Below are 21,327 nucleotides of genomic sequence, written 5' to 3'. Positions count from 1 at the left end.
GTTTTATAGATTTGCTGTATTTAGTGAAAAGAGGGAGAGCCTAGGGCTGTCTTAGTAGCTTTTTTAGCATACTGATTTTTAGAGATGGCCTTCCTCTTTTTCGCTTCCTAAGACAGAACAGAATGTAAGGCGGAATTACAGTCCAGCTTGAATATCCATCAGGAGACAAGTCCAAGGGAAGTTTCACTATTGATTTTTCAGTTTCACATCAAAAAATTAACATGAAAACACTCAAGCAGGTCGTTGGCATTGACGTCGGTAGTAAGGAACTGGTCGTATGCTTTGGCAAGATCTTTTCCAATCTGGATAAAAAGCTGTGCCAATATGGTAATTTCCGAAACTCGGATAAAGGTTTGATAAAGCTTTACGAATGGGTACAAACCCATACCTGTGAGGATAGTCCTCTTCATTTTGTCATGGAGGCTACAGGCGTTTATCACGAAAAGCTAGCCTATTTTCTGGAAAGCAAGGGGTGCAATATCAGTATTGTCCTGCCAAACAAGATCAGCAACTATTTCCGTACCTTAGAGATCAAGACGATAACGGATAGTACCTGCTCGGAAGCTATCACCTTATTTGGCCTGGAGCGCAACCTGGAGTTGTGGCGCAAGCCAGACCCCACCTATAAGCGTTTGAAGCAGCTGACCCGGGAGAGAGACCAATTGGTACAGGAACGTACTGCTGTCAAGAACCAGCTACATGCAGAACAGGCAGAGGCAGAACCCAATGAAAACTCTATAGGACGGATAAAGGAACGCATAGCAGTACTGCAAAGACAGGAAAAGGAAATAATGACCGAGTTAAAGCTCATTGTTAAGGAGAGTTCCTTACTCAAAAAACAAACAGATAACCTGACCACAATCCCTGGAATTGGACTGCTGACAGCAGTAACAGTATTGGCAGAAACGAATGGATTTGAGATGATCCGAAATAAAAAGCAACTGGTAAGCTATGGCCATAAGGCATGATGAACATTATTCTAATACATTTACAAGGCTTGTTTCAAGAAATGGCATCAAAATGAAAGCAGCAGTAGCTGTGCAAAGGAAACTTCTAGAGCTGATGTTTATAATTTATAAAAACGAACAGCGGTATGATCCACAATACCATCTCCAAAAGTATCAGAACGAAAAAGTAGATACAAATTAGGGCGGCCAAAAACGGCTACCCTAAACAGGCTGGCAATAGACCGCCTAAAACCCGAAATTACAAAAAAAAGATAAAATTGACTTGTATATTAACACAGAATCTAAGAATTTAGGCAGGCTTTTATTTTTATAGAATATTATTTGTTAGAATCTTTCGAATTGCGAGAAGAAGAAGTTTCCTTCGATATCTGCGTTTTCGTCAGAGTCTGATCCATGGATTGCGTTAGCATCGATAGATTTTGCGTATTTGTTACGGATAGTTCCTTCTTCAGCTTTTGAAGGGTCAGTAGCACCGATCAAAGTACGGAAGTCTTCTACTGCGTTTTCTTTTTCCAAGATAGCAGCTACGATAGGACCTGAAGTCATGAATTTTACTAAATCACCATAGAAAGGGCGTTCTTTGTGTACTGCGTAGAAGTTTCCAGCATTTACTTCGCTCAATTGAATGTACTTCATAGCAACGATTTTGAAACCGCCAGCGATAATGTCGTTCAAGATAGCACCAGTGTGACCATTTGCAACCGCATCTGGCTTAATCATTGTGAATGTTCTGTTTGTAGCCATTTTACTCTTAAATTTTTGCAAAGGTAGGGAATAGATTTGAGATGTGAGATATGAGATATGAGAAAATTGTCCTTCGACTCCGCTCAGGAACCACCCTTCGGCTCCTGGTTTCGACTCCGCTCAACCAACGCAGGGACCGGTTATTTGGTGTTTAGGATTCTAAAGTATTCTTCGCGGTATTCTTTTGGGGTTTTGCCTGTAATCTGTTTGAATTGTTTGTTGAAGTTTGTGAGCGAGGGGAATCCGCTCTCATAGCTGATCGATTCTATTGAGTGGGATTCATCTTCCAGCCTTTTGCACGCAAAACTTATCCGTACTTCCTTAACAAAGTCTGAAAAAGAGGTGTTCATCCTGGTTTTGAAATACCTGCTAAAGGAGGTTTGCGTCATGTTGGCGATATCAGCTACTTCCTCGAGCCTAATTTTGGAATTGAAGTTTTTCATGACATAGTCGTAGACCTCATGGATCCTGTTTGCTTCCGACTCTTTAAAGGCGATCGCTTCCAAGTCATTCAGGAAATGCAAGTCTGAAGAATTCGCGATTTTATCCAATATTTTCAGAAACAATATCACACTGTCCACTCCATCTGTTACAAGAAGTTTTTCGAGCATGCTTCCAACCTCATCTCTGGTCTTTCCAACGATGTGCAGACCCTGGTTGCTCATGTCAAATAGGATCTTGATTTTTTGGAACTCCTGCTTCAGGTAGACACTTTCCCCCAAGATTTCCTTGTTGAAATATATAACTATGACCGTTGTTGCATTCGGTATTCTATGCTGAAAATAGGAATCGTGGCTTTTCCAGACATGGGGCAAATGGGGCCCTATCAATACCATGTCACCATCACTGAACGGATTCAAGCTGTTTCCGACAAATCTGTTTCCGGATCCTTTCATGACATAGGAGAGCTGAAATTCAGCGTGGCTGTGCAAGGTGGGGTCGAAGTAGGGTTCTATATTTTTTTTAATAACAAAACACTTGCTCGTTGGAATAAGCGGTTTGGATATAACGTGTCTTACTGTCATAACTCTTTGTCTATAATAAGGTTAACAAATAATGATATAATTCATCTAGTATTTGATAATATACAACCTTATTTATGGTATAATAAGCTTTATATTTGGTTTAACAATTATAATCAAATTCCTAAACCAAATGAAAAGTTATTTCTCACGGATACTCTTATTTGCACTTATTTTTATTTACTCATGTTCAAAAGAACAGCCACGGAGAGCTGAGGTTTTATTTTTTGGGACCGGACATGAGAGTTCCTCCAACTATGCCACTTGGTTAGCAGTAGAGCTGTTCAAAACTGGCGTAAATTTAACTTATACTACCAATTTAGAAGATATGAATACCGAATATTTAAATAAATATGACGGTGTTGTCTTATTAGTTAATGAACAAGAGCTTGATCCTGAGCAGAGTTCTGCCTTAGAGGACTATCTAGAGGATGGCCATGGCCTGGTTTCCATGAACACGTCGGCCAATTCATTTACCAAAGAACAATGGTATCAAGATTTGGTCAAAGGTGGTTATGAAAACAAAGGTGAGGGTGCTGCGAATGTAACATTTGCTGATTCTTCGGTGGTGATCGGTAACAAGTATCCTGATTTAAAGGTAGTAGACGAATTATATCAATTTAAGAATAATAAAGAGGCTAAATATGAATTGGCAGTTTCCAATAATGGCAAAGGAAATCAATCTTATATGTGGGCAGATGAAGTTGGTCGTGGCCGGTTCTTTTATTCGGCAATTGGGGGCAAAGATGCTACCTGGAAAAATTTGAGTTTCTTAAGGGTTCTTTCAGAAGGTATCTGGTGGACCTTGGGGCCGAAAGTCAAGAATTTGGTTGATGAGCTAAAGATTCCGAATGTGAGCATTTATGCAGATACTATTGCAGATTTCACAGCGCGATATGGTGTTCCTAAAATGCAAGATCCATTAGAGAGCTCAGAGTCGATGAAATTGATTCAGAAGCCTGTAGACTTTGAACTTAAATTGTTTGCTTCGGAGCCCAATATTGTTAATCCCATTGCGATGAGTTGGGACCACAGGGGAAGGCTATGGGTGATTGAATCGGTAGATTATCCGAATAGTTTTGCTGATGGTGGAAAGGGTAATGATAAAATCAAGATTTGCGAAGATACAGATGGCGATGGGGTCGCTGATAAATTTACTGTTTTTGCTGACAGCTTGAATATTGGGACAAGTTTGACTATTATGAATGATGGTGTTCTGGTCGCTATGGCTCCAGATTTCTTGTTCTTAAAGGATACCAACGGAGATGATAAGGCTGATGTTAGGGAGGTTTTCATGACGGGTTGGAGCAAGCATGACACACATGCCGGTCCATCGAACTTACAATATGGTTTTGACAACAAGATCTGGGGCGTGACGGGATATGCAGGATTTGACGGAGAGATCAAAGGAGTTCCCCATAAGTTTGGTCAGGGAGTTTATCGGTTCAATACTGATGGTTCAGGTTTTGAGTACTTGGCTACAACGAGCAATAATACCTGGGGTTTGGGAATAAGTGAAGATAACAATGTCTTTATTTCTACTGCCAACAATACACATAGTGCTTTTTACTCTTTGCCTGAGCGTTTCTTGCAGAGGAGAGTTTTTGAAAGTAAGCCTGGTTCCCTTGTGAATGCTGTGCAGAAGATTGATGGTCATTATGATGTCCACGCTCTTACACCTAATTTAAGACAGGTTGATGTTGTTGGAGGTTTTACTTCTGCTGCTGGCCATCAGATGTATACAGCACGTGAATTTCCAAAATCCTATTGGAATAGGATTGCTTTTGTAACGGAACCTACAGTTCGTTTAGTTCACAATGCGATCATTGATCCTGAGGGCGCTGGATTCAAAGAAAGTGATGGTTGGAATTTATTGGCGAGTTCGGATGAATGGTTTGGTCCATTGGCAGCTGAGGTAGGTCCGGATGGTGCCGTATGGGTTCTGGATTGGTATAACTTCATAATCCAGCATAATGTCTTTGTTCCTGCACAAGCCCCATCTGAGAAGGTACTTCCATTTGTTGAGCAACCTCATGGACAAGGGAATGCCTTTGAAAGCGATTTAAGGGACAAGAAATTCGGTAGGGTATATCGAGTTGTTTATAAAGATGCAAAACATAATGAATCTTATAAATTATCTAAAGATGATCCAAAAGAGCTGATTAAAGCATTAAAGAGCAAGAATAAATTTTGGCGTATGCATGCGCAACGCTTATTAGTTGAGCGTCAGAAAACTGATGTCAGAGGTGATCTGATCAAATTAATCAACGACGATAGTAAAGACGAGATTGGTCTGAATCCAGCAGCTATCCATGCTATTTGGACAGCAAAAGGTTTGGGATTACTAAAAGATAAGAATGTGTTGGATGCTGTGATGCAAGCATTAAATCATCCATCTGCAGGCGTAAGGAAGGCTGCCGTTCAAGCACTGGAATTGGACAACAATACCATCAAAGAAATTGCTAAGTCTAATATTTTCAAAGATGAAAATCTAAACACTCGTTTAGCTGCATTTGTAAAGATCGCGGAGAGTAAACCAATTGATGGAGTTTATGAAATATTGGTTTCCTCGTTAAAGGATACAGTAAACCAAAATGACAGATGGCTATCTCCTGCATTGTTCGCTGCGGTACAGACCAATGAGGAGCTATTTAGGAAAAATGGTTTTCATGATATGTCTACACCATATTTAACGACCCTTTCCCATCATTTAATTCAAGAGACCTATAAGATCGATCGCCGAAGAAGGATGCAATTTTCACCTGATATTAAAAATAAGGATATCATTGTCCAGGTTCAATTACAGAAGACAGAGGGAAAACCATTTAACGGTTTGATCTTGGGACAGGGTGATTCGAAGGAAGGGTTTGCTCTATATACAGAGAACAACAAGGTTTACTGGCAGATCAATGCTTCTGGCAGGAAAGAAATTGTGTCGAGTCCGGGCGTTATTCCAGACAACAGCGTAATCAGGGCAGAATTAACCAAAGAAAACGGAATGTCTCTGTATGTCAATTCAAAATTAGTTGCTTCAAATAAAGGGATATCCATTTTTGCGAATCCTTTGAACTTCTACCTTCGTTCGGGTCAAGATTTTGAGGCACCGTTTGAATTGCATACTTATGGTCAAGGTTCGGAATTCACAGGAAATATAAATGAGTTAATCGTAAATCTAAAACCTACTACCCATGTTCATAGGCATGCTGGCATGGACATGGGTACTTCTGAGGAAAATGTTAAGCCAACCTCTACCATTGTTATCAAAGCTGTGAAGGATCTGATGCAATATGATAAGCGCACCATTGCAGTTACCGCTGGCACCGATGTGACTTTGGTGTTTGAAAATACAGATGCTATGATGCACAATCTACTGATTATTAAGCCTAATAGCTTGGAGTCTGTAGGGAAAGCTGCTGACGAGATGCTGAAGCTTAACAATGCGATGGAAAAATCGTATGTACCTGATAATCCGAATGTTTTATTTCACACGAATTTGGTAAACCCAGGTGAGAGTTTCACCTTAAAATTCAAAGCGCCGAAAGAAGCTGGAGATTATCCATATGTCTGCACATTCCCAGGGCATTGGCGTGGGATGAACGGAATAATGAAAGTTGTCAATAAATAAATATCTAGAATATGAGAAATACCTATTTAGTAATTGTTGCAGGAATGATCCTGATGTTGTTTAGTTCAGAACTATTCGCACAAGCCGTAGTAAAGTCAGGTAAGCCAAAGAAAGTTTTGATGGTTGGCGGGGGTTCATCTCACGATTATCAACGTTGGTACAAAAATGAAGACGCCAAATTTTTGGATTCCTTTGATCACTTGGACGTTCAATATACTGAGAATACGGATTCTATTGCTCATTATTTAAAGAGCACAGATTTGTTGGTTTTGGTTAACAATCAAGAAATCGCCGCACCTTCAAAGGTGGCTATAGAGAAGTTCATTCAAAAGGGAAAACCTATGATCATGATGCATGCTGCGGTATGGTATAATTGGAATGATTGGCCGAAATACAATTTTGAATATGTGGGTGGTGGCAGTAAGAGTCATGAGAAGGTTCAAGAATTTAAAAACTTGGTCGTGAACAATGGGCATGCTATTACAAAAAATGTAAGTCCACAGTTCAATTTTCAGGATGAGCTGTACCGTCACGAACCTGATCCTGCTGGCAAAGGTATAGATGTTTTGGTAATCGGTGAGTCTTTGGAAACGGGCAAGGTTTATCCTGCGGTTTTTACTGTTAACCATCCAAAGTCTAGGTTAGTAGGTATCACGCAAGGTCATGACCAGCATAGTCACCTGAACAAGGACTACAAGGCCATTTTAATTAATTCTGTCAATTGGGCATTAAAACTTTAAACCTTAAAATATATTATGAAGAAGATCACAGTTGTAATTGTAGGAATGGGATTTGGTAAGGAATTTATACCGATCTATCAGCAGCACCCAAACATTGAGGCGGTGGGTATTTGTACAAGAAATCCGGAGACCTTGCTAGAATTGAAGGAAAAGTTCAATTTAAGCGATGACCTAATTTTCACGGACTTTGAGGAGGTTGTTAAGCGTGAGGATGTGGATGCTATCCACGTTGTCACTCCGGTTCCCGAACATGCAAAAATGACCTTAGCTTCATTGAATGCCAATAAACATACTGCCTGTACTATCCCTATGGCGATGACAGTTGAGGATTGTAAGGCTATCGTGGAGGCGAAACGTAAAGCTAACAAGGTGTATATGATGATGGAAACCGCATTGTATACGAGAGAATTTCTATATGGTCTTAAATTGGCAGAGAGTGGTCAATTAGGTAGGATTCAATTTGTAAGGGGGTCGCATATCCAAGACATGAGTATGGAAGGATGGGCGGAGTACTGGAAAGGTTATCCACCAATGTTGAATGGTACGCATGCAATTTCACCTTTGTTAAGGATCAATAATACATTGGCAGAATCTGTTGTTTGCCATGGATCTGGTAGGTTGAGTGAAGATTTGGCGAAAAGATATAACTCACCTTTTGCTGTGGAGACCGCGACTTTCAAATTAAAGAATTCGGATGTCGTTGCTGAAGCAACACGTTCATTGTTTGATGTTGTTCGTCAATACCGCGAGAGCTATGATGTTTATGGTACGAAGATGTCTTTTGAGTGGGAGCAATTGCAGGATGAGGAACACGTCATTTTTGACGGTGGCGAGAATGCTTCTAGGATTGATGTTCCTGATACAGATGATTTGTTGATTCCAGAGATCGCGTCTTTTACAAAGCGTGAAAAGATAGATGATCCAAACCATGTTTCATTCTTACAGGGAGCAGGTCATGGCGGTTCACATCCTCACCTGGTTCAAGAATTTGTTGCTGCTATTGTTGAGGGTCGCGATTCAGCGGTTGATGCTGAGGTTGCGGCAAACTATACACTTGCTGGTATATGCGCGCATGAGTCTGCAATGAAAGGTGGTATTCGAGTAGAGATCCCAACTTTCTAAGGTCTGGAGCTATGGATATTGGAATAAGTTCCTTTGTATGGGTATCCCCGTTTTCTACGGAAAACAGGGATATCATCCTAAAGGCTAAAGAAATAGGCTATGATCTATTTGAGGTTGCGGTAGAGGACAAGTCGCTGATTGATTTTGGGCAGATAAAAAAGTACAGTCGAGAATTGGATATTAAGCTGAGTGTGAGTGGTGCTTTTGGTGCTCAGCGAGATATTTCGAGTGACAATCCAGAATATCGTAAAATAGGATTGCAATACATCAAGGACTGCGTTGATATTGCTCATGATTTTGAGAGTCCCATTTTTGGTGGCCCATTATATTCTGCTGTTGGCAAGACCCGTTTGGTCTCTGATGATCAGAAGTATGAAGAACGGATGTGGTGTCTAGAGAATTTAGCTGAAGCCACAGCCTATGCGAAGAGTAAAGGAATTACACTTGCCTTGGAGCCCTTGAATCGATTTGAAACTGACATGATCAATACTTTGGATCAAGCTGCAGACCTGATCGGAGAAATTGACGACAAAAACCTACGGTTATTGCTGGATACTTTTCATGCTAATATAGAGGAAAAGCATATTGAGGAGGAAATTCTGAAATATGGTGATTTGATCGTACATATTCAAGGCAATGAAAATGACCGAGGGACTCCAGGAACAGGGCATTTAAGTTGGGACAAAATCAAGGTTGCTTTGGCAGAAGTGAATTACCAAGGTGCTATTGTTTTGGAGACATTTGGTTCACCTTCAAAAGAGCTGGCGCGTGCTGCAAGCATTTGGAGACCATTGGCAGAGAGTGCAGATATTTTAGCACAAGAGTGTTTCGAGTTTTATTATCAACAATTTAAATCTTAATTGCAATGGCAGAACAAAAAGATATTGAGACTATTAGCGTTGGTGCTAGGAATAAGTTGTTTTGGGGCTGTTTTATCGTATTGGTAGCTTCTGCATTTGGTTTTGTTTTCCGTTCCTTTTTGATGGCCGATTGGGCGGTAAAGTTTGACTTGAGTAAAACCCAGCAAGGGGAGATTTTTGGGGTTAGTTTTTGGCCATTTGCCTTAAGTATTGTGTTTTTCAGCTTGATCATTGATTCCATTGGATATAAGAAGTCCATGATCTTTGCTTTCATCTGTCACGTCCTTTCTGTTGGTATTACCATTTTTGCCAATGGATATTGGATGTTGTATTTGGGGACTTTTTTGTTCGCGTTGGGAAATGGTGCTGCGGAGGCTGTTGTAAATCCTGTTGTTGCAAGTCTGTACCCCAAAGACAAAACAAAATGGTTGAATATCCTGCATGCAGGTTGGCCGATGGGTATAGCAATTGCAGGTTTATTGGGGATAGGCTTAATATCTATTCAGACAGATTGGAAGATTATAGTTTGCTTTATTTTATTGCCTGTAATTGTTTACGGTTTGCTGATTGCCAATGTTCATTTTCCGGTCAATGAACGCGTTAAAGCAGGTGTGAAATATATCGATATGCTCAAGGAAGTAGGGGTATTGGGAGCATTGGTAATTATCAGTCTCTGTGTCTTTGAGATCGGTAACTTGTTTTCTATTGGCTTGACCTTAAAGATCATTTTGATTGTGTTATCGGTAGGAGTCTTTGCTTATTACGTTCGTTCTTGGGGCAAGGGTCTGTTCTTTTTATTGTTGTTGGCTATGGTTCCATTGGCTACGATGGAATTGGGAACTGACAGTTGGATCACGGACTTGATGACTCCCGAGATGAAGAAATTGGGATTCCAAGGCGGTTGGGTATTGGTCTTTTCAGCAATTATAATGACCGTACTGAGGATGTATTCAGGCGCTGTGACAAAGATCTTTTCACCATTGGTCATTCTTACGTTTAGCTGTCTGATTGCTGCAGTTGGATTACAGTTACTGTCAGTAACTACTGGAGCATATGTTCTGTTGGCTTCATTGCTATATGCCCTTGGGAAGACCTATTTATGGGGTACTATGTTAGGTGTTGTATCGGAGCAATTTCCGGGTGGAGGTGCTTTGGCACTTAATATCACAAGTGCAGTAGGTCAACTAGGTGTTGGGATAATTGGAGCAGTGTTCCTAGGATTTATACAAGATGGAAACATAGACCAAGGACTTCGGGCGTACGACCAAACCAACAATACCCACTATCAAGGAGAATTAATGACTTTAGATAAGAAGAGCATTTTTGGAGAATACCAATCTATCGACCATGTTAGGTTAGCTGGCGAGGATGACCAAGTTAAGGGGGTTGTTCAGCAAGTTGAAAATGAGGCTAAGAAATCTGCCCTTTCAACAGTTTCGTTGTTGCCGGCAGGATTGTTTGTGTTCTATTTGATATTACTTATTTATTTCAAAAGGAAAGGAGGCTATAAACCAGTAGACATTTCAACCAACTCATAAACCAAGGTTCTATTTTCAAGGAGAAATAGAACAACAAAAAATATTCAAGTTCAAGGTGCTTCTCAAAAGCACTCAGGATTTATTTAACCTAAAGTAATCAATATGAACTTATCACCAATGATAAACTTATATACTAACCAGTATAGTTTTAAAAATTGGATTTCATTTGGGAAGGTGAAATCATCAATTGCGATTCTATTAATATTAAATTTGATTTTTATTAATCAGGTTTTTTCTCAGGGTCGAACATTAACCGGAACAGTTACGTCTGATTCTGGCGATGTATTAGGAGGAGCTTCAATTTTCGTTAAAGGGACCAATATTGGAGCTTCTACGGACATCAATGGAAATTTTTCCATCAATCTCACAGGACAAACGAGTCCCATTTTAGTTGTTACCTATCAAGGATATGCCACAAAAGAAGTAGAAGTGAAGCCTAGCGACACTGATATTTCTGTTGTTCTGATTAACAACAATCCGGAGGCTATCACAGAGGTTGTAGTAACAGGTTTTGGTATGACCCAAAAGAAAGAGTCATTGACCTCTGCGATTTCTACGCTTGGGGCTGATGACATCAGTCGTTCAGTAGCTTCAACTACCTCAGGAGCCTTAGTTGGTAAGATTCCGGGAATCAACTCTCGCCAGACCGATGGACGTCCGGGAGCAAGCACTGCCCTTCAGATTCGGAACATGGGAAATCCTTTATATGTCATTGACGGTGTGCAGAAAGATGCCGGACAATTCAATAACCTGGATTTCAATGATATCGAAACCATTGCTGTTCTGAAGGATGCTTCTGCGGCTATCTATGGTGTTCGCGCAGCGAATGGTGTAATCGTTGTTACTACCAAAAAAGGTAAGCGAAATTCAGGCAACACTATCAATATTGTTGGTAACTACGGTTTTCAAAATCTTTCAACTTTTGCCAAGCCAGCAAATGCAGTAACCTACATTGAAAATTATATTCAATCAGAAACTGTTCAAGGCAAGTCATTGACGTATAGCAGAGAGGATTTGGAGAAATGGCGCCAAGGTACCGAAAAGGGGTATGTTCCATTTGACTGGTACGATTATATCTGGGAGACATCACCACAACAGTATATTTCTGCAAATACATCAGGTGGTTCCGAGAACATCAATTATTATTTCAGTGTCGGTCACTTGAACCAAGATGCGATCATCGTTAATTATGGAGGGTTCAAGCGTACCAATATTCAGATGAACGTTGAGTCCCAGATAACCCAAAAGCTTAAGGTTGGGGCCTCCATGAACGGTCGTTATGAGAACAGGACCAATCCTGGGGTGCCCGGTGGAGACGATTACTGGCTGCCAGTTTTCGGTACATACCGTAACCTGCCTACAAAAAGACCTTTTGCAAACGACAATCCACTCTACCCTACCAGAACATCAACTGACCCTGGAACGAACTTCGCGTGGTTGAACTATGATCTCTCTGGTAAATACACCGATACTTGGCGAGTAGCACAATTGAATGCCAATGCTGAGTACGATCTATTTGATGGGTTGAAAGCAAAAGCTTTGGTTGGATACTATTATGCAGCTCAAAAATTGGACAACCATGAATTTACCTATAAATTATATGGTTATGATGAACCCACAGATACTTATCCAGTAATTTTTGAGAACAATAACCCTTGGAGGGAACGCAGGATGGGTTATGTAGAAGAGTTAACCTCAAACATTCAATTGAACTATACCAAAGCTATAGATGGTCACAATATTAATATTTTGGGAGGATTCGAAACAATACAACGAAATACTCCAACGACGTGGGTTCACTCTATTCCTACTTCAAATTCATTGAAATTAATAGATTATCAGACCATGGATACCTATAATGACGAGGGAAACAATACCCAAGGTAGAATAGGTTACACAGCACGTCTTAATTATGATTTTGAAGGGAAATATTTGGTTGAATTATCAGGAAGATATGATGGTTCATGGAAATTTCCTCCGGGCCATAGATGGGGATTTTTCCCTGCAGGATCTGTTGGATGGAGAGCTTCAGCAGAGAATTTCTGGCAAAACAGTGGTCTGAGCGTTGTTAATGATTTCAAGATCAGGGCATCATATGGTTTGTTAGGTGATGATGAGGTTTCTGGATACAGTGCTTTTGGATATATGCCAGGGTTCAACTACAAAACAGGAGGTTCTGTCATTGACGGTAAATATGTTTTGGGGTCACAGCCCAGGGGATTGCCGGTAACTACTTTATCTTGGATCAAAGCCAAAATGTTGGACATAGGTATTGACTTTGCATTATTGGATTCAAAATTATCAGGTACTGTAGATTACTTCCGCCGTATCAGAACAGGTTTGCCGGCTTCAAGGTATGATATTCTGCTTCCATCAGAAGTTGGTTTTTCCTTGCCTAGCGAGAACTTAAATTCAGACGTTATCACGGGTATGGATGCGATGATTAAATGGGCAGACCGTGTAGGTGATTTGAACTATAGTATTGGAGCCAATGCCACTTATTCACGTTTCTTTGATTGGAATCAATATAAGCCACGTTTCAGCAATTCATGGAATGTTTACCGTAATTCTATCCATGAGCGTTATGGTTATATCAATTGGGGTTTAGAGTCCGACGGTCAGTTCCAGAGCTGGGAGGAGATTGCTAACTGGCAGGTTGACAACGACCGCCAAGGAAACAAGACATTGCGTCCGGGAGACATAAAATATGTGGATCAAAATGGAGATGGAGTTATCAACGGCCTAGATGAGCGTCCGATTGGTTACCGTCAAGATTCTACACCTATTTTCAACTATGGTCTGAACTTTGGTTTTTCATGGCGCAATTTTGATTTAGCATTTGACTTATCGGGCAGTGCATTGAACACCTATTTCATGGAGTGGGAGCAAAGAAATCCTTTCCATGATGGAGGTAACAATGCACAGCATTATATGGAGGATACCTGGCGATTATCAGATATTTATGATGCCAACAGCGAACTAATCCCGGGTAAATATCCGATGTTACTGATCGGTAACTCGAATCACAGTAACTATTGGAACAGTGATTTTTGGAAGACTACTGTACGTTACATCAAGTTAAGAAATCTTGAGTTTGGTTATTCACTTCCAGAAGGGTTGACCAACAAGATCAATATGAAGCGTATCAGGGTTTATTTTTCTGGTCAGAACTTGTTGACATTCTCGAATTTAAAGGGATTAGATCCTGAGATCAATGCGACGAATGGCTTGGTCTATCCAACCACCAGGATCATGAACTTTGGGATCAATTTGACTCTATAAATTGAATTTACAACCTAAAATTGATTAGTAATGAAAAGATTTTCAAACAAATATAAAGCGCTTATTCTCCTTGCTTTGTTTTCTGCGAGTTGTAATAAGATTTTAGATCAGAATCCGGATCAGATTTTAACGGAACAACAAGTTTATACCGACGAGATTATGATCAAGTCAGTGCTTGCCAATTATTATGGCAGAGTTCAGTGGGGTCAGAGTACTGATGATTCCTACACTTTTACCATACTTGATGAGGCTGGCAAATCGGATGGTGGTCCTGATAATATCCAAACTTATTCTGATACCCAATGGCGAGTTTATGACTATACATTGATACGTAATATCAACCAGTTTTTGGCTGGCTTACGGGCTAGTTCGACTATTGCTGAGGATAAACGTGCTGGATATGAGGCTGAGGCGAGATTCTTAAGGGCCTGGATATACTTCAATATGGCCAAAGGTCTTGGCGGTATGCCGATCGTTGGCGATGAGGTGTTTGATTATGTCCCAGGTATGGATATTACAGCTTTGCAATACCCACGCTCTACAGAAGCAGGGATCTACGATTATGTGATCTCTGAAGTGGATGCCATTGTGGGTAATATGACTGATGTGCCGGCTACAAAGGCAGCACGCGCGAATAAATGGGCAGCATTAATGTTAAAGGCAAGGGCCGCAATTTATGCAGGTTCTATTGCTAATTACAACAATAAGATGACTAGTCCGATTCGTACTTCAGGTGGTGAAGTTGGAATTCCGGCTTCTGAAGCACCAAAATATTATCAATTGGCTTTGGATGCTTCTGAGCAAGTTATCAACAGTGGTAAATATAACCTTATGTTGAAAAAGCCTGAGGACCTGAGCCGGAACTTCTATGAAGCAATTAATATCAAAGAGAATAATACGGAAGTAATTTGGGCTAAGGATTATATTTATCCGGGGTTAACTGTTGGCTTTACGAGAGTCAATATCCCGGCTTCTCATGCTGAAGATATAGATAGAGCTTATGCTGGTCCTATCTTAAACTTGGTGGAGGATTTTGAATATATAAATTCAAGGAATGGAGAATTAAAGACTAAAGATGCTTCTGGCAATTATATTTTCTATAATTCACCTTTGGATTTGTTCAAAGATAAGGATCCTCGTTTAGCAGGGACTGTTATTTTGCCGGGTGCGGATTTTAAAGGTGAAACTGTAGTACTTCAAGCAGGTCAAAAAGTGTTGCAGAATGGTGTTTATGTGAATAAGACTGGTGATTTAGGATCTACTGATGCAAACGGACTTATTACATCTGAAAATGGACCTATCACTTCCAACGTTCAATATGTCAATAAGACTGGTTTCTTTTTCAGGAAATTTTTAGATGAAACTCCATTGGCTTCTACGCGTGGTCGTAACAGTGACCTTTGGTACCCTAGATTTAGATTTGCAGAAGCTGTTTTGATTGCTTCAGAAGCTGCATTTGAGTTGGGCAATACGGCTAAAGGATTAACTTATATCAATCAAGTCAGAGCACGTGCCGGTTTACCACCGTTGACCTCGATGACGATCAATGATATTGTTCAGGAACGTAGGGTTGAATTTGCCTTTGAGAACCATAGATATTGGGATTTGAAACGTTTTAGACTTGCGGACAAGATTTGGAACGGTTCTAATCAGAATCCAAAAGCTATGCATTATGCTCTGTTTCCATATAAAGTTGTAGCACCTGGCACTGCCAATCACGGGAAATGGGTTTTTGACAAGCAGTTATTCAACAATTCACCTAACCCGCGATTCTTCCAGATGAAACATTATTATAATTTCATTGATCAGGCTTGGATTGATAACAATCCTAAGATTGTTAGGAATCCATTTCAATAATTTTAAAACAAAGAAGATGAAAAGATTACTATATGCGATGATCGCGACAGCTTTGTTTATTCAAGGTTGTGGAAAGGATAATTATGATGAGCCCCAATCAGTGATTACTGGGAAGGTGACCTTCAAAGGGGTTCCGTTGAATGTTAAGGGTACCGGTGAGGCGGTTCAACTCAAGCTGTTTCAGCCTGGATTTCAATTGAATGGAGAGGTTCCGGTATATGTCGGTCAAGACGGTACTTTTAAGGTCAAGATTTTTGATGGTCAATATAAACTTGTTGGACGAAATAACAACGGGCCTTGGCTCAATGCAACTGATACGTTGGACATCAATCTAAGCGGAAATACAGAAGTGAACTATGAGGTTAATCCTTATTACTTGGTAGAGAACACGAAGTTGAGCCTTTCTGGCGACAATAAATTGTCAGGAAGCTTCTCAATTGTGAAAAATGTTGCTACTGCTAACATGTCTTTTTACACTATTTTGGTTAGTAAGACTGCTTTTGTGGACGACGTTTCTAACTTTTACCGTAAAGATTATGACACCGCTGCCGGCAGTTTAATAAATGTTTCAGAGGACTTGAGTGACAATGCAACAGCCAAAACAGCTACCGCATTGTTTGCAAGGATAGGGGTGCGTGCTACTGCTGCCGATCAGGCAATTTATTCAGAGGTTATAAAAATCAGGTAAGTGATATTTAGGACCTTCTAAAATAACTTATCTGGTTTAAGTGTTTATATGGTTTAGAAAAGCTGCTGTGAAGCAGCTTTTCGACTTTAAACTAAAATTTATGATGAACTAAGGTACTACTTCCATCAAGCTGTCCGCGTTCCCGGAAGAATCTGCTGGGTTCTTCGCCCCGGGGGTATGGTATTCTTGGGGGCTGGCCCTCATTGTGTCTCCTGGGTTGCTATCTGCTTTCTCGGTCGGCCCGTTGCTGCATGACGAACAGAGTAGCGCTGCAATTGCCATAATCGTGAGTGATGCTTTCATGACTTTATTTTTTTGGTACCCATAGGGTGATGTTAGATAATCTATTTGCTCAGATGACCCCTTGACCATCTTTTTAGTTCCCTTTTGATAGAAATTGCGTACAAATACCCGAACATACTTTTGCTGGACAGGTATTGTCCGACAATGTACGTATTTTTACGGTTATTTTACGTCTTATGAACTGATTTGCATGGTCAGATGTTCTCCTGAAAAATAATATGTCAAATTCTAGAGAACAATCGGATATCCTCCTAAGAGCGATACAGATAAACAATGACCGGATAGCCGGATACACAAAGGCAATGGAACTCATAGATGATGGGCAGTCCAACTCCCTGCAGGGAGTGTTCCAGGGCTATATCGACCAGTCTGAAGAGTTCAAGTCCCAGCTATCGCCGCTACTCGAGCAAGGAGATGGGGAGATTCAAAAAGACACTCTTTTTACAGGCAAACTGTTCAGGCTATGGATGGATCTCAAGGCTGGACTGTCCCCGTCAACCACACAAGCAGTACTCGAACTATGTGAGAAAGGTGAGGAGGAGTTCAGGGATACCTATCAAGATATCCTGTCGGAAAGCCACGATGTTTTCCCTGAAATAGTGCACGTCCTGAACCTGCATTTGGTTGAGCAGAACAATGCGCACATTTACATCAAGGAACTCAGGGGACTCTCATGAATGGACAACCTTTATCGCAAATGGGATAGCCCTTTCATCCTGCTTCACGATGTTCAAGGATATCCTTCTCAACATAGAGGATTTATAATGGACATTATTTACCGGAAATACTAAAGAATATTGTGAATGAAGAACCTGCATTATTCGGCATTGTCAAGCATCGCCGACCTCAGGACGGGTAACTATATACAGGTGTCAAAGATCGATGTTTTGGGAAATCGAACCCGGCTGTTAAAGACTCCTTCAGAAATCTTGATGCCGATCTCGATGACTTTTGGAGACGTAGTTATCAGGTTGGCATGCAACATGGGCCAAATCAGCGAGTGCACCATAATCAGCTCTAGCAGCCATGGAACACTTGTGGAGGCAAAAGGAACCCTTGGCGACTATTCGATCGAACTGACTTTCCATCATGAAGAGATATTTTCTATGGAATGCAGGACCTGGTTTACCCCCACCATGGGTATCAGGCAATTGCAGCTCCTTCCCGAGCTTCTCCTGCTAGAGGGAGGATCTCTTTCTGCAATGAAACCGGGACGGGTATACCTGCAACAGGATCAGCTCAGGTCGGGAGCATGCCTCTTCGATCTGGCGGATGCTTGGGGTACAGCATTCCTTTTTCATGATCTTGGGGAGCTGTCCACGTTTGCCGAGGATACAAGGACCAGTTTGGCTGGCAGTGTGAGAGTTCGATGGCCCGAGGTCGGTCTATACATCCGCTCTAATCCTGAAGGAAACCTCAAAAGGGGCAGGAAATACATCGTGAACCATTTTTACCTGATCTTGGAGAAGGGTCCTGTCCAATGCGAAAAGGAAGCATCCAGGCGTTTCGTTTCATATCTGGCAAGAATTTACCCCAAAATAAGAAAACCTGCAGTAAGGCAGGAAAATTTCGTGTCCATTGCCCAAGGGTGCATCGAAACCCTTTCCAAGAACCATGGATGCTGGCAAAGGGTGGGCAAGTTCTCATACCTGAACGCTTACCTGAACGATTATGCGACCCCCCCCCGAATCGATGGTCCAGATGGCCATTTTACCATCGCTCCACCGTTACGCTCGGAGGTTGAATTCCAGGCGTGCTCGGGATATAGCAAGCTCCCTGTCAGCCGGTATTTCAGAGTTCTTCAACGATAAGACCGGTACCATAGAGAGGTGGATGCCCAGCAAGTCGCAACAGTTGACCCCCACCGAAGAACAGAAAAAACCCAGGATAATGGACTCATGGTACCTCCACCACCCCCTTCTTCAGATCTCCTATCTTCTGGAGGACGGCAACTTGGACGAGGGTATCGGTGAACTTTTCTTCAAATCCGTAGAATTCTGCACCCTTGTAGCCTCAAAATTCGATTATGAATGGCCCGTTTTCTATGACATGGACACCCTTCATGCTACCAAAGAAGAGACCGCTCCGGGAAAAGGCGGGCAGAAGGACGTAGGTGGGCTTTACGCTATGTTGATGATGAGGGCTTACAAGCTAACGGGCGACGAGCGGTATCTCTCGGAGGCAACCAAAGCTGCGGATGCACTGATGAAATACGGCCTAGACCTGCTCTATCAATCCAACAATACCGCGACCGCTGCGGAGGCACTCGTTGAGCTATGGTCGGTTCACCAAGATGTCAGGTACCTCGAACAAGCGCAGCTGTGCTTGGGGAACCTGATCAGGAATACCTCGATCTGGGATCGTCAGTACGGCAATTCCAAGAACATCCCCACATTCTTCTCGCTATTCCCTCTTTCCGATGCGCCATATTCCGCCGTTTTCGAAGAGCAGGAGTGCGTTTCGACAGTACACAGGACCTTGAGGGCCGTACATTTCGGGGAAAAGGGATTTAGCAATGAGCTCGAGATGCTGCTGGCAGAATACATAAGGTACAGCGCACTCCGGATTCCATACTATTTTCCACCCATGCTTCCAGAAGATATGCTCTCGCGCGAACCCAAGACAGGGTTCCTTGACAAGGACTCTTGGATACCGGTTGAAGATATCGGTGATGGTTGGCAGCCGATAGGCACCGTGGGGCAGGAGGTATATGGGATGGGAGCCGCCTTCAGCTTGCTCGATTCCCTGACGGTGGACCTGATGGGAAAGGGACAATTCCTGTTCATCAACTATCCCTTCGTGGAATTAGAGCGGAACGAATACAGCATCAGGCTTAAGGTCCTCGGACTGCCAAGCTGTGAGTTTGAGTATCAATTCCACGGACTTGGAGAAGACGAATACAGCATAGGATTCGAAAATGGCAAAACACGGACATTTTCTGGTAGGGTTAGTAGCGCAAAGGCCTGTGGTGGGCAGCTTATAACGGTCAAAAAAATGTAAGAATCAATGGTTAAAAAACACGTAAAACAATAAATTATCAAAACATGGACGAACAAGAAAACAAAAAAGCGATCCTGACCGGAGGGACCGCCGGGATAGGAAAAGAGACTGTGCTGGAGCTAGCAAGGAAAGGTTACCAGGTCACCACCCTAGGAAGGGATAGAGAAAAGATCGATGCATTGTTGGAACAGGCAGAAAATGAAGGGCTTAAGGAGATGGTAACGGTTCATCAGATGGACCTTGCAGATACAGAGAATCTCCCGGACTTTGTTGACAGGCTCTGGTCCGAAGACGGACCGTTCCAGGTCCTGATCAACAATGCGGGCATAGGATTTTCTTCTGTACTTGATTCCACGGCAAGGGATATCGAATATCTCCTGAAGACCAACGTGAACTCCTATATGCTCTTTGCGGCAAAAATCGGAGGAAAGATGGTCGATGAGAACATACAGGGCGATATAATAAACATAGGCTCGATGAGCGCCCTAACCAGGGACAAGGGGAGTTCAGGTTATGTTGCCACAAAATCTGCAATTGAGGGGTTCTCTGAGGCCCTCAGGAAAGAAGTGAATCCCCACAATATCCGAGTCATACTCATTCAACCAGGGGCTGTGGGGACCGATATGCAGGAAATGCCTGTGCACGAGCAGCATGAATTGCAGCAAAAATTGGAAATGCTCACTGTTGGTGATATTGTTTCAACCATAGTTTTTGCATTGGATATGCCTAGGCGAGCCAACATTACCTCGCTTTCGATAAAGCCCTTGAGGCAATTTATTTGAGGCACCTCTCCTGTGAGGTCCCCAACAATAGGCTAGTTTTTGATCAAGAAGATTTTCCCTTCTTGTTTTCACTAGGAGATTCCTTTGGAAAGGAATCCGGATCTGGAACAGTGTGCAGCTGGTCTACCTGGGGATCGACCCCCGCCTCTGCATCAAGATCCTGGTTCTTTTCCTTTTTCTCAATAACTGATGTAAGGGTCTTTAGTTTGACGGGCCTGCCTTCGTTGTTCAGCCCTACCTTTGCATTTTCATTTTTTGTCGCCATAACATGAATTTATATAATAAAAGAATAAATGAACTTATGAGGCAAACGGGTTTTTATTATTAAAGCACGTACCAGTCCAGGGAATTCCACGGAGCAACGCTCAACCCGATCATTGTACCCGGATAGACAGGGACACCAGACTCAACATTTCCTATTTTCTGCCGCGGCCCTTACCGATCCTGTTCAAAACAAAAATGGCAAGGGCTATAAATAAGATTCCGAACAATATAGATAGAAACATATTCGATTTGATCTTTAATTTTTCGATTTTAATGACCGATTCCCTTACAGGATGGAGCCTTAGGCTTCTGTAAGGGCCGGAAGGTCCCGCGTATCCTATTTTACACCCGGGAAATCGGACCTGTATTTAAAACACATCCAGAGCCAGTTTGTTCAAAGGAAATTGTCAAAGCCGTATTTACCACCGCTATGACAGTAGGGACTTACGTGCAGTGGCGGTTAAGTACTTGAGAGAAAAAAAAAATTGAACCAACTGTGGATTTAAGCATTCTATATGTAAACGAGATGCAA

Annotated in this window: 17 protein-coding genes; 14 read left to right on the top strand and 3 right to left on the bottom strand. The window is 41.8% G+C overall.

Annotation, left to right across the window (positions count from 1 at the left end; genetic code table 11):
* The first annotated feature begins 221 nt into the window (after positions 1 to 221).
* Together CRT24_RS08420 and CRT24_RS21230 are read left to right on the top strand one after the other, a co-directional pair.
* Entirely contained in the window at positions 222 to 968 is a 747-nt protein-coding gene (locus tag CRT24_RS08420; RefSeq protein ID WP_257214002.1) for a transposase, read from the top strand.
* The gene (locus CRT24_RS21230) at positions 952 to 1,149 is read left to right on the top strand and encodes a hypothetical protein (protein ID WP_257214001.1); all 198 of its coding nucleotides are present in this window, start codon (positions 952 to 954) and stop codon (positions 1,147 to 1,149) included. The genes CRT24_RS08420 and CRT24_RS21230 overlap by 17 nt, the downstream gene beginning before the upstream one ends.
* A gap of 143 nt (positions 1,150 to 1,292) precedes the next feature.
* Here the strand turns inward: CRT24_RS21230 and CRT24_RS08415 are convergent, their stop codons facing one another.
* Together CRT24_RS08415 and CRT24_RS08410 are read right to left on the bottom strand one after the other, a co-directional pair.
* Entirely contained in the window at positions 1,293 to 1,712 is a 420-nt protein-coding gene (locus tag CRT24_RS08415; RefSeq protein WP_099370797.1) for a nucleoside-diphosphate kinase, read from the bottom strand.
* Positions 1,713 to 1,852: 140 nt separating this feature from the next.
* Positions 1,853 to 2,737: an AraC family transcriptional regulator gene (locus tag CRT24_RS08410; RefSeq protein ID WP_099370796.1), complete on the bottom strand. Its 885-nt coding sequence runs from the start codon at positions 2,735 to 2,737 to the stop codon at positions 1,853 to 1,855.
* Positions 2,738 to 2,867: 130 nt separating this feature from the next.
* Here CRT24_RS08410 and CRT24_RS08405 point away from each other — a divergent pair, with 130 nt between their 5' ends.
* From CRT24_RS08405 to CRT24_RS08345, 12 genes are all read left to right on the top strand, one after another.
* On the top strand, positions 2,868 to 6,359 hold the full coding sequence (locus CRT24_RS08405; protein WP_099370795.1) for a PVC-type heme-binding CxxCH protein: 3,492 nt from the start codon (positions 2,868 to 2,870) through the stop codon (positions 6,357 to 6,359).
* Between the two features lie 11 nt (positions 6,360 to 6,370).
* Complete coding sequence (locus CRT24_RS08400; protein WP_099370794.1) at positions 6,371 to 7,099, top strand: ThuA domain-containing protein; 729 nt, start codon at positions 6,371 to 6,373, stop codon at positions 7,097 to 7,099.
* A 15-nt stretch (positions 7,100 to 7,114) separates the two neighbouring features.
* Positions 7,115 to 8,221 carry a Gfo/Idh/MocA family protein gene (locus CRT24_RS08395; protein ID WP_099370793.1) on the top strand — a complete coding sequence of 369 codons (1,107 nt, stop codon included), beginning with the start codon at positions 7,115 to 7,117 and terminating at the stop codon, positions 8,219 to 8,221.
* 11 nt (positions 8,222 to 8,232) lie between these two features.
* Positions 8,233 to 9,081: a sugar phosphate isomerase/epimerase gene (locus CRT24_RS08390; protein WP_099370792.1), complete on the top strand. Its 849-nt coding sequence runs from the start codon at positions 8,233 to 8,235 to the stop codon at positions 9,079 to 9,081.
* 5 nt (positions 9,082 to 9,086) lie between these two features.
* Complete coding sequence (locus CRT24_RS08385) at positions 9,087 to 10,619, top strand: sugar MFS transporter (protein WP_099370791.1); 1,533 nt, start codon at positions 9,087 to 9,089, stop codon at positions 10,617 to 10,619.
* Between the two features lie 102 nt (positions 10,620 to 10,721).
* A complete protein-coding gene (locus CRT24_RS08380) occupies positions 10,722 to 13,901 on the top strand; it encodes a TonB-dependent receptor (protein ID WP_099370790.1) in 3,180 nt (1,059 codons plus the stop codon).
* Between the two features lie 30 nt (positions 13,902 to 13,931).
* The gene (locus CRT24_RS08375) at positions 13,932 to 15,758 is read left to right on the top strand and encodes a RagB/SusD family nutrient uptake outer membrane protein (protein WP_099370789.1); all 1,827 of its coding nucleotides are present in this window, start codon (positions 13,932 to 13,934) and stop codon (positions 15,756 to 15,758) included.
* Positions 15,759 to 15,774: 16 nt separating this feature from the next.
* Complete coding sequence (locus CRT24_RS08370; protein WP_144034539.1) at positions 15,775 to 16,446, top strand: DUF3823 domain-containing protein; 672 nt, start codon at positions 15,775 to 15,777, stop codon at positions 16,444 to 16,446.
* A gap of 521 nt (positions 16,447 to 16,967) precedes the next feature.
* Positions 16,968 to 17,426, top strand: coding sequence for a PA2169 family four-helix-bundle protein (locus CRT24_RS08360; protein WP_099370786.1), 459 nt, complete (start codon positions 16,968 to 16,970; stop codon positions 17,424 to 17,426).
* Between the two features lie 126 nt (positions 17,427 to 17,552).
* Positions 17,553 to 18,560 (top strand): hypothetical protein, encoded by a 1,008-nt coding sequence (locus tag CRT24_RS08355; protein WP_099370785.1) that lies wholly within the window; start codon positions 17,553 to 17,555, stop codon positions 18,558 to 18,560.
* Positions 18,490 to 19,749: a hypothetical protein gene (locus CRT24_RS08350; RefSeq protein WP_180269091.1), complete on the top strand. Its 1,260-nt coding sequence runs from the start codon at positions 18,490 to 18,492 to the stop codon at positions 19,747 to 19,749. The genes CRT24_RS08355 and CRT24_RS08350 overlap by 71 nt, the downstream gene beginning before the upstream one ends.
* 44 nt (positions 19,750 to 19,793) lie before the next feature.
* Positions 19,794 to 20,531, top strand: a complete 738-nt coding sequence (locus CRT24_RS08345; protein WP_099370783.1) for an SDR family oxidoreductase — start codon at positions 19,794 to 19,796, stop codon at positions 20,529 to 20,531.
* A 43-nt stretch (positions 20,532 to 20,574) separates the two neighbouring features.
* Here the strand turns inward: CRT24_RS08345 and CRT24_RS08340 are convergent, their stop codons facing one another.
* Positions 20,575 to 20,796, bottom strand: a complete 222-nt coding sequence (locus CRT24_RS08340; protein WP_099370782.1) for a hypothetical protein — start codon at positions 20,794 to 20,796, stop codon at positions 20,575 to 20,577.
* Between the last annotated feature and the right edge of the window lie 531 nt (positions 20,797 to 21,327).

It is taken from the genome of Sphingobacterium sp. 1.A.5, assembly GCF_002734235.1.
Classification (GTDB): domain Bacteria; phylum Bacteroidota; class Bacteroidia; order Sphingobacteriales; family Sphingobacteriaceae; genus Sphingobacterium; species Sphingobacterium daejeonense.
The sequence above is the reverse complement of the archived record's forward strand: the minus strand, read 5'-3'. Positions and strand labels throughout refer to the sequence as shown.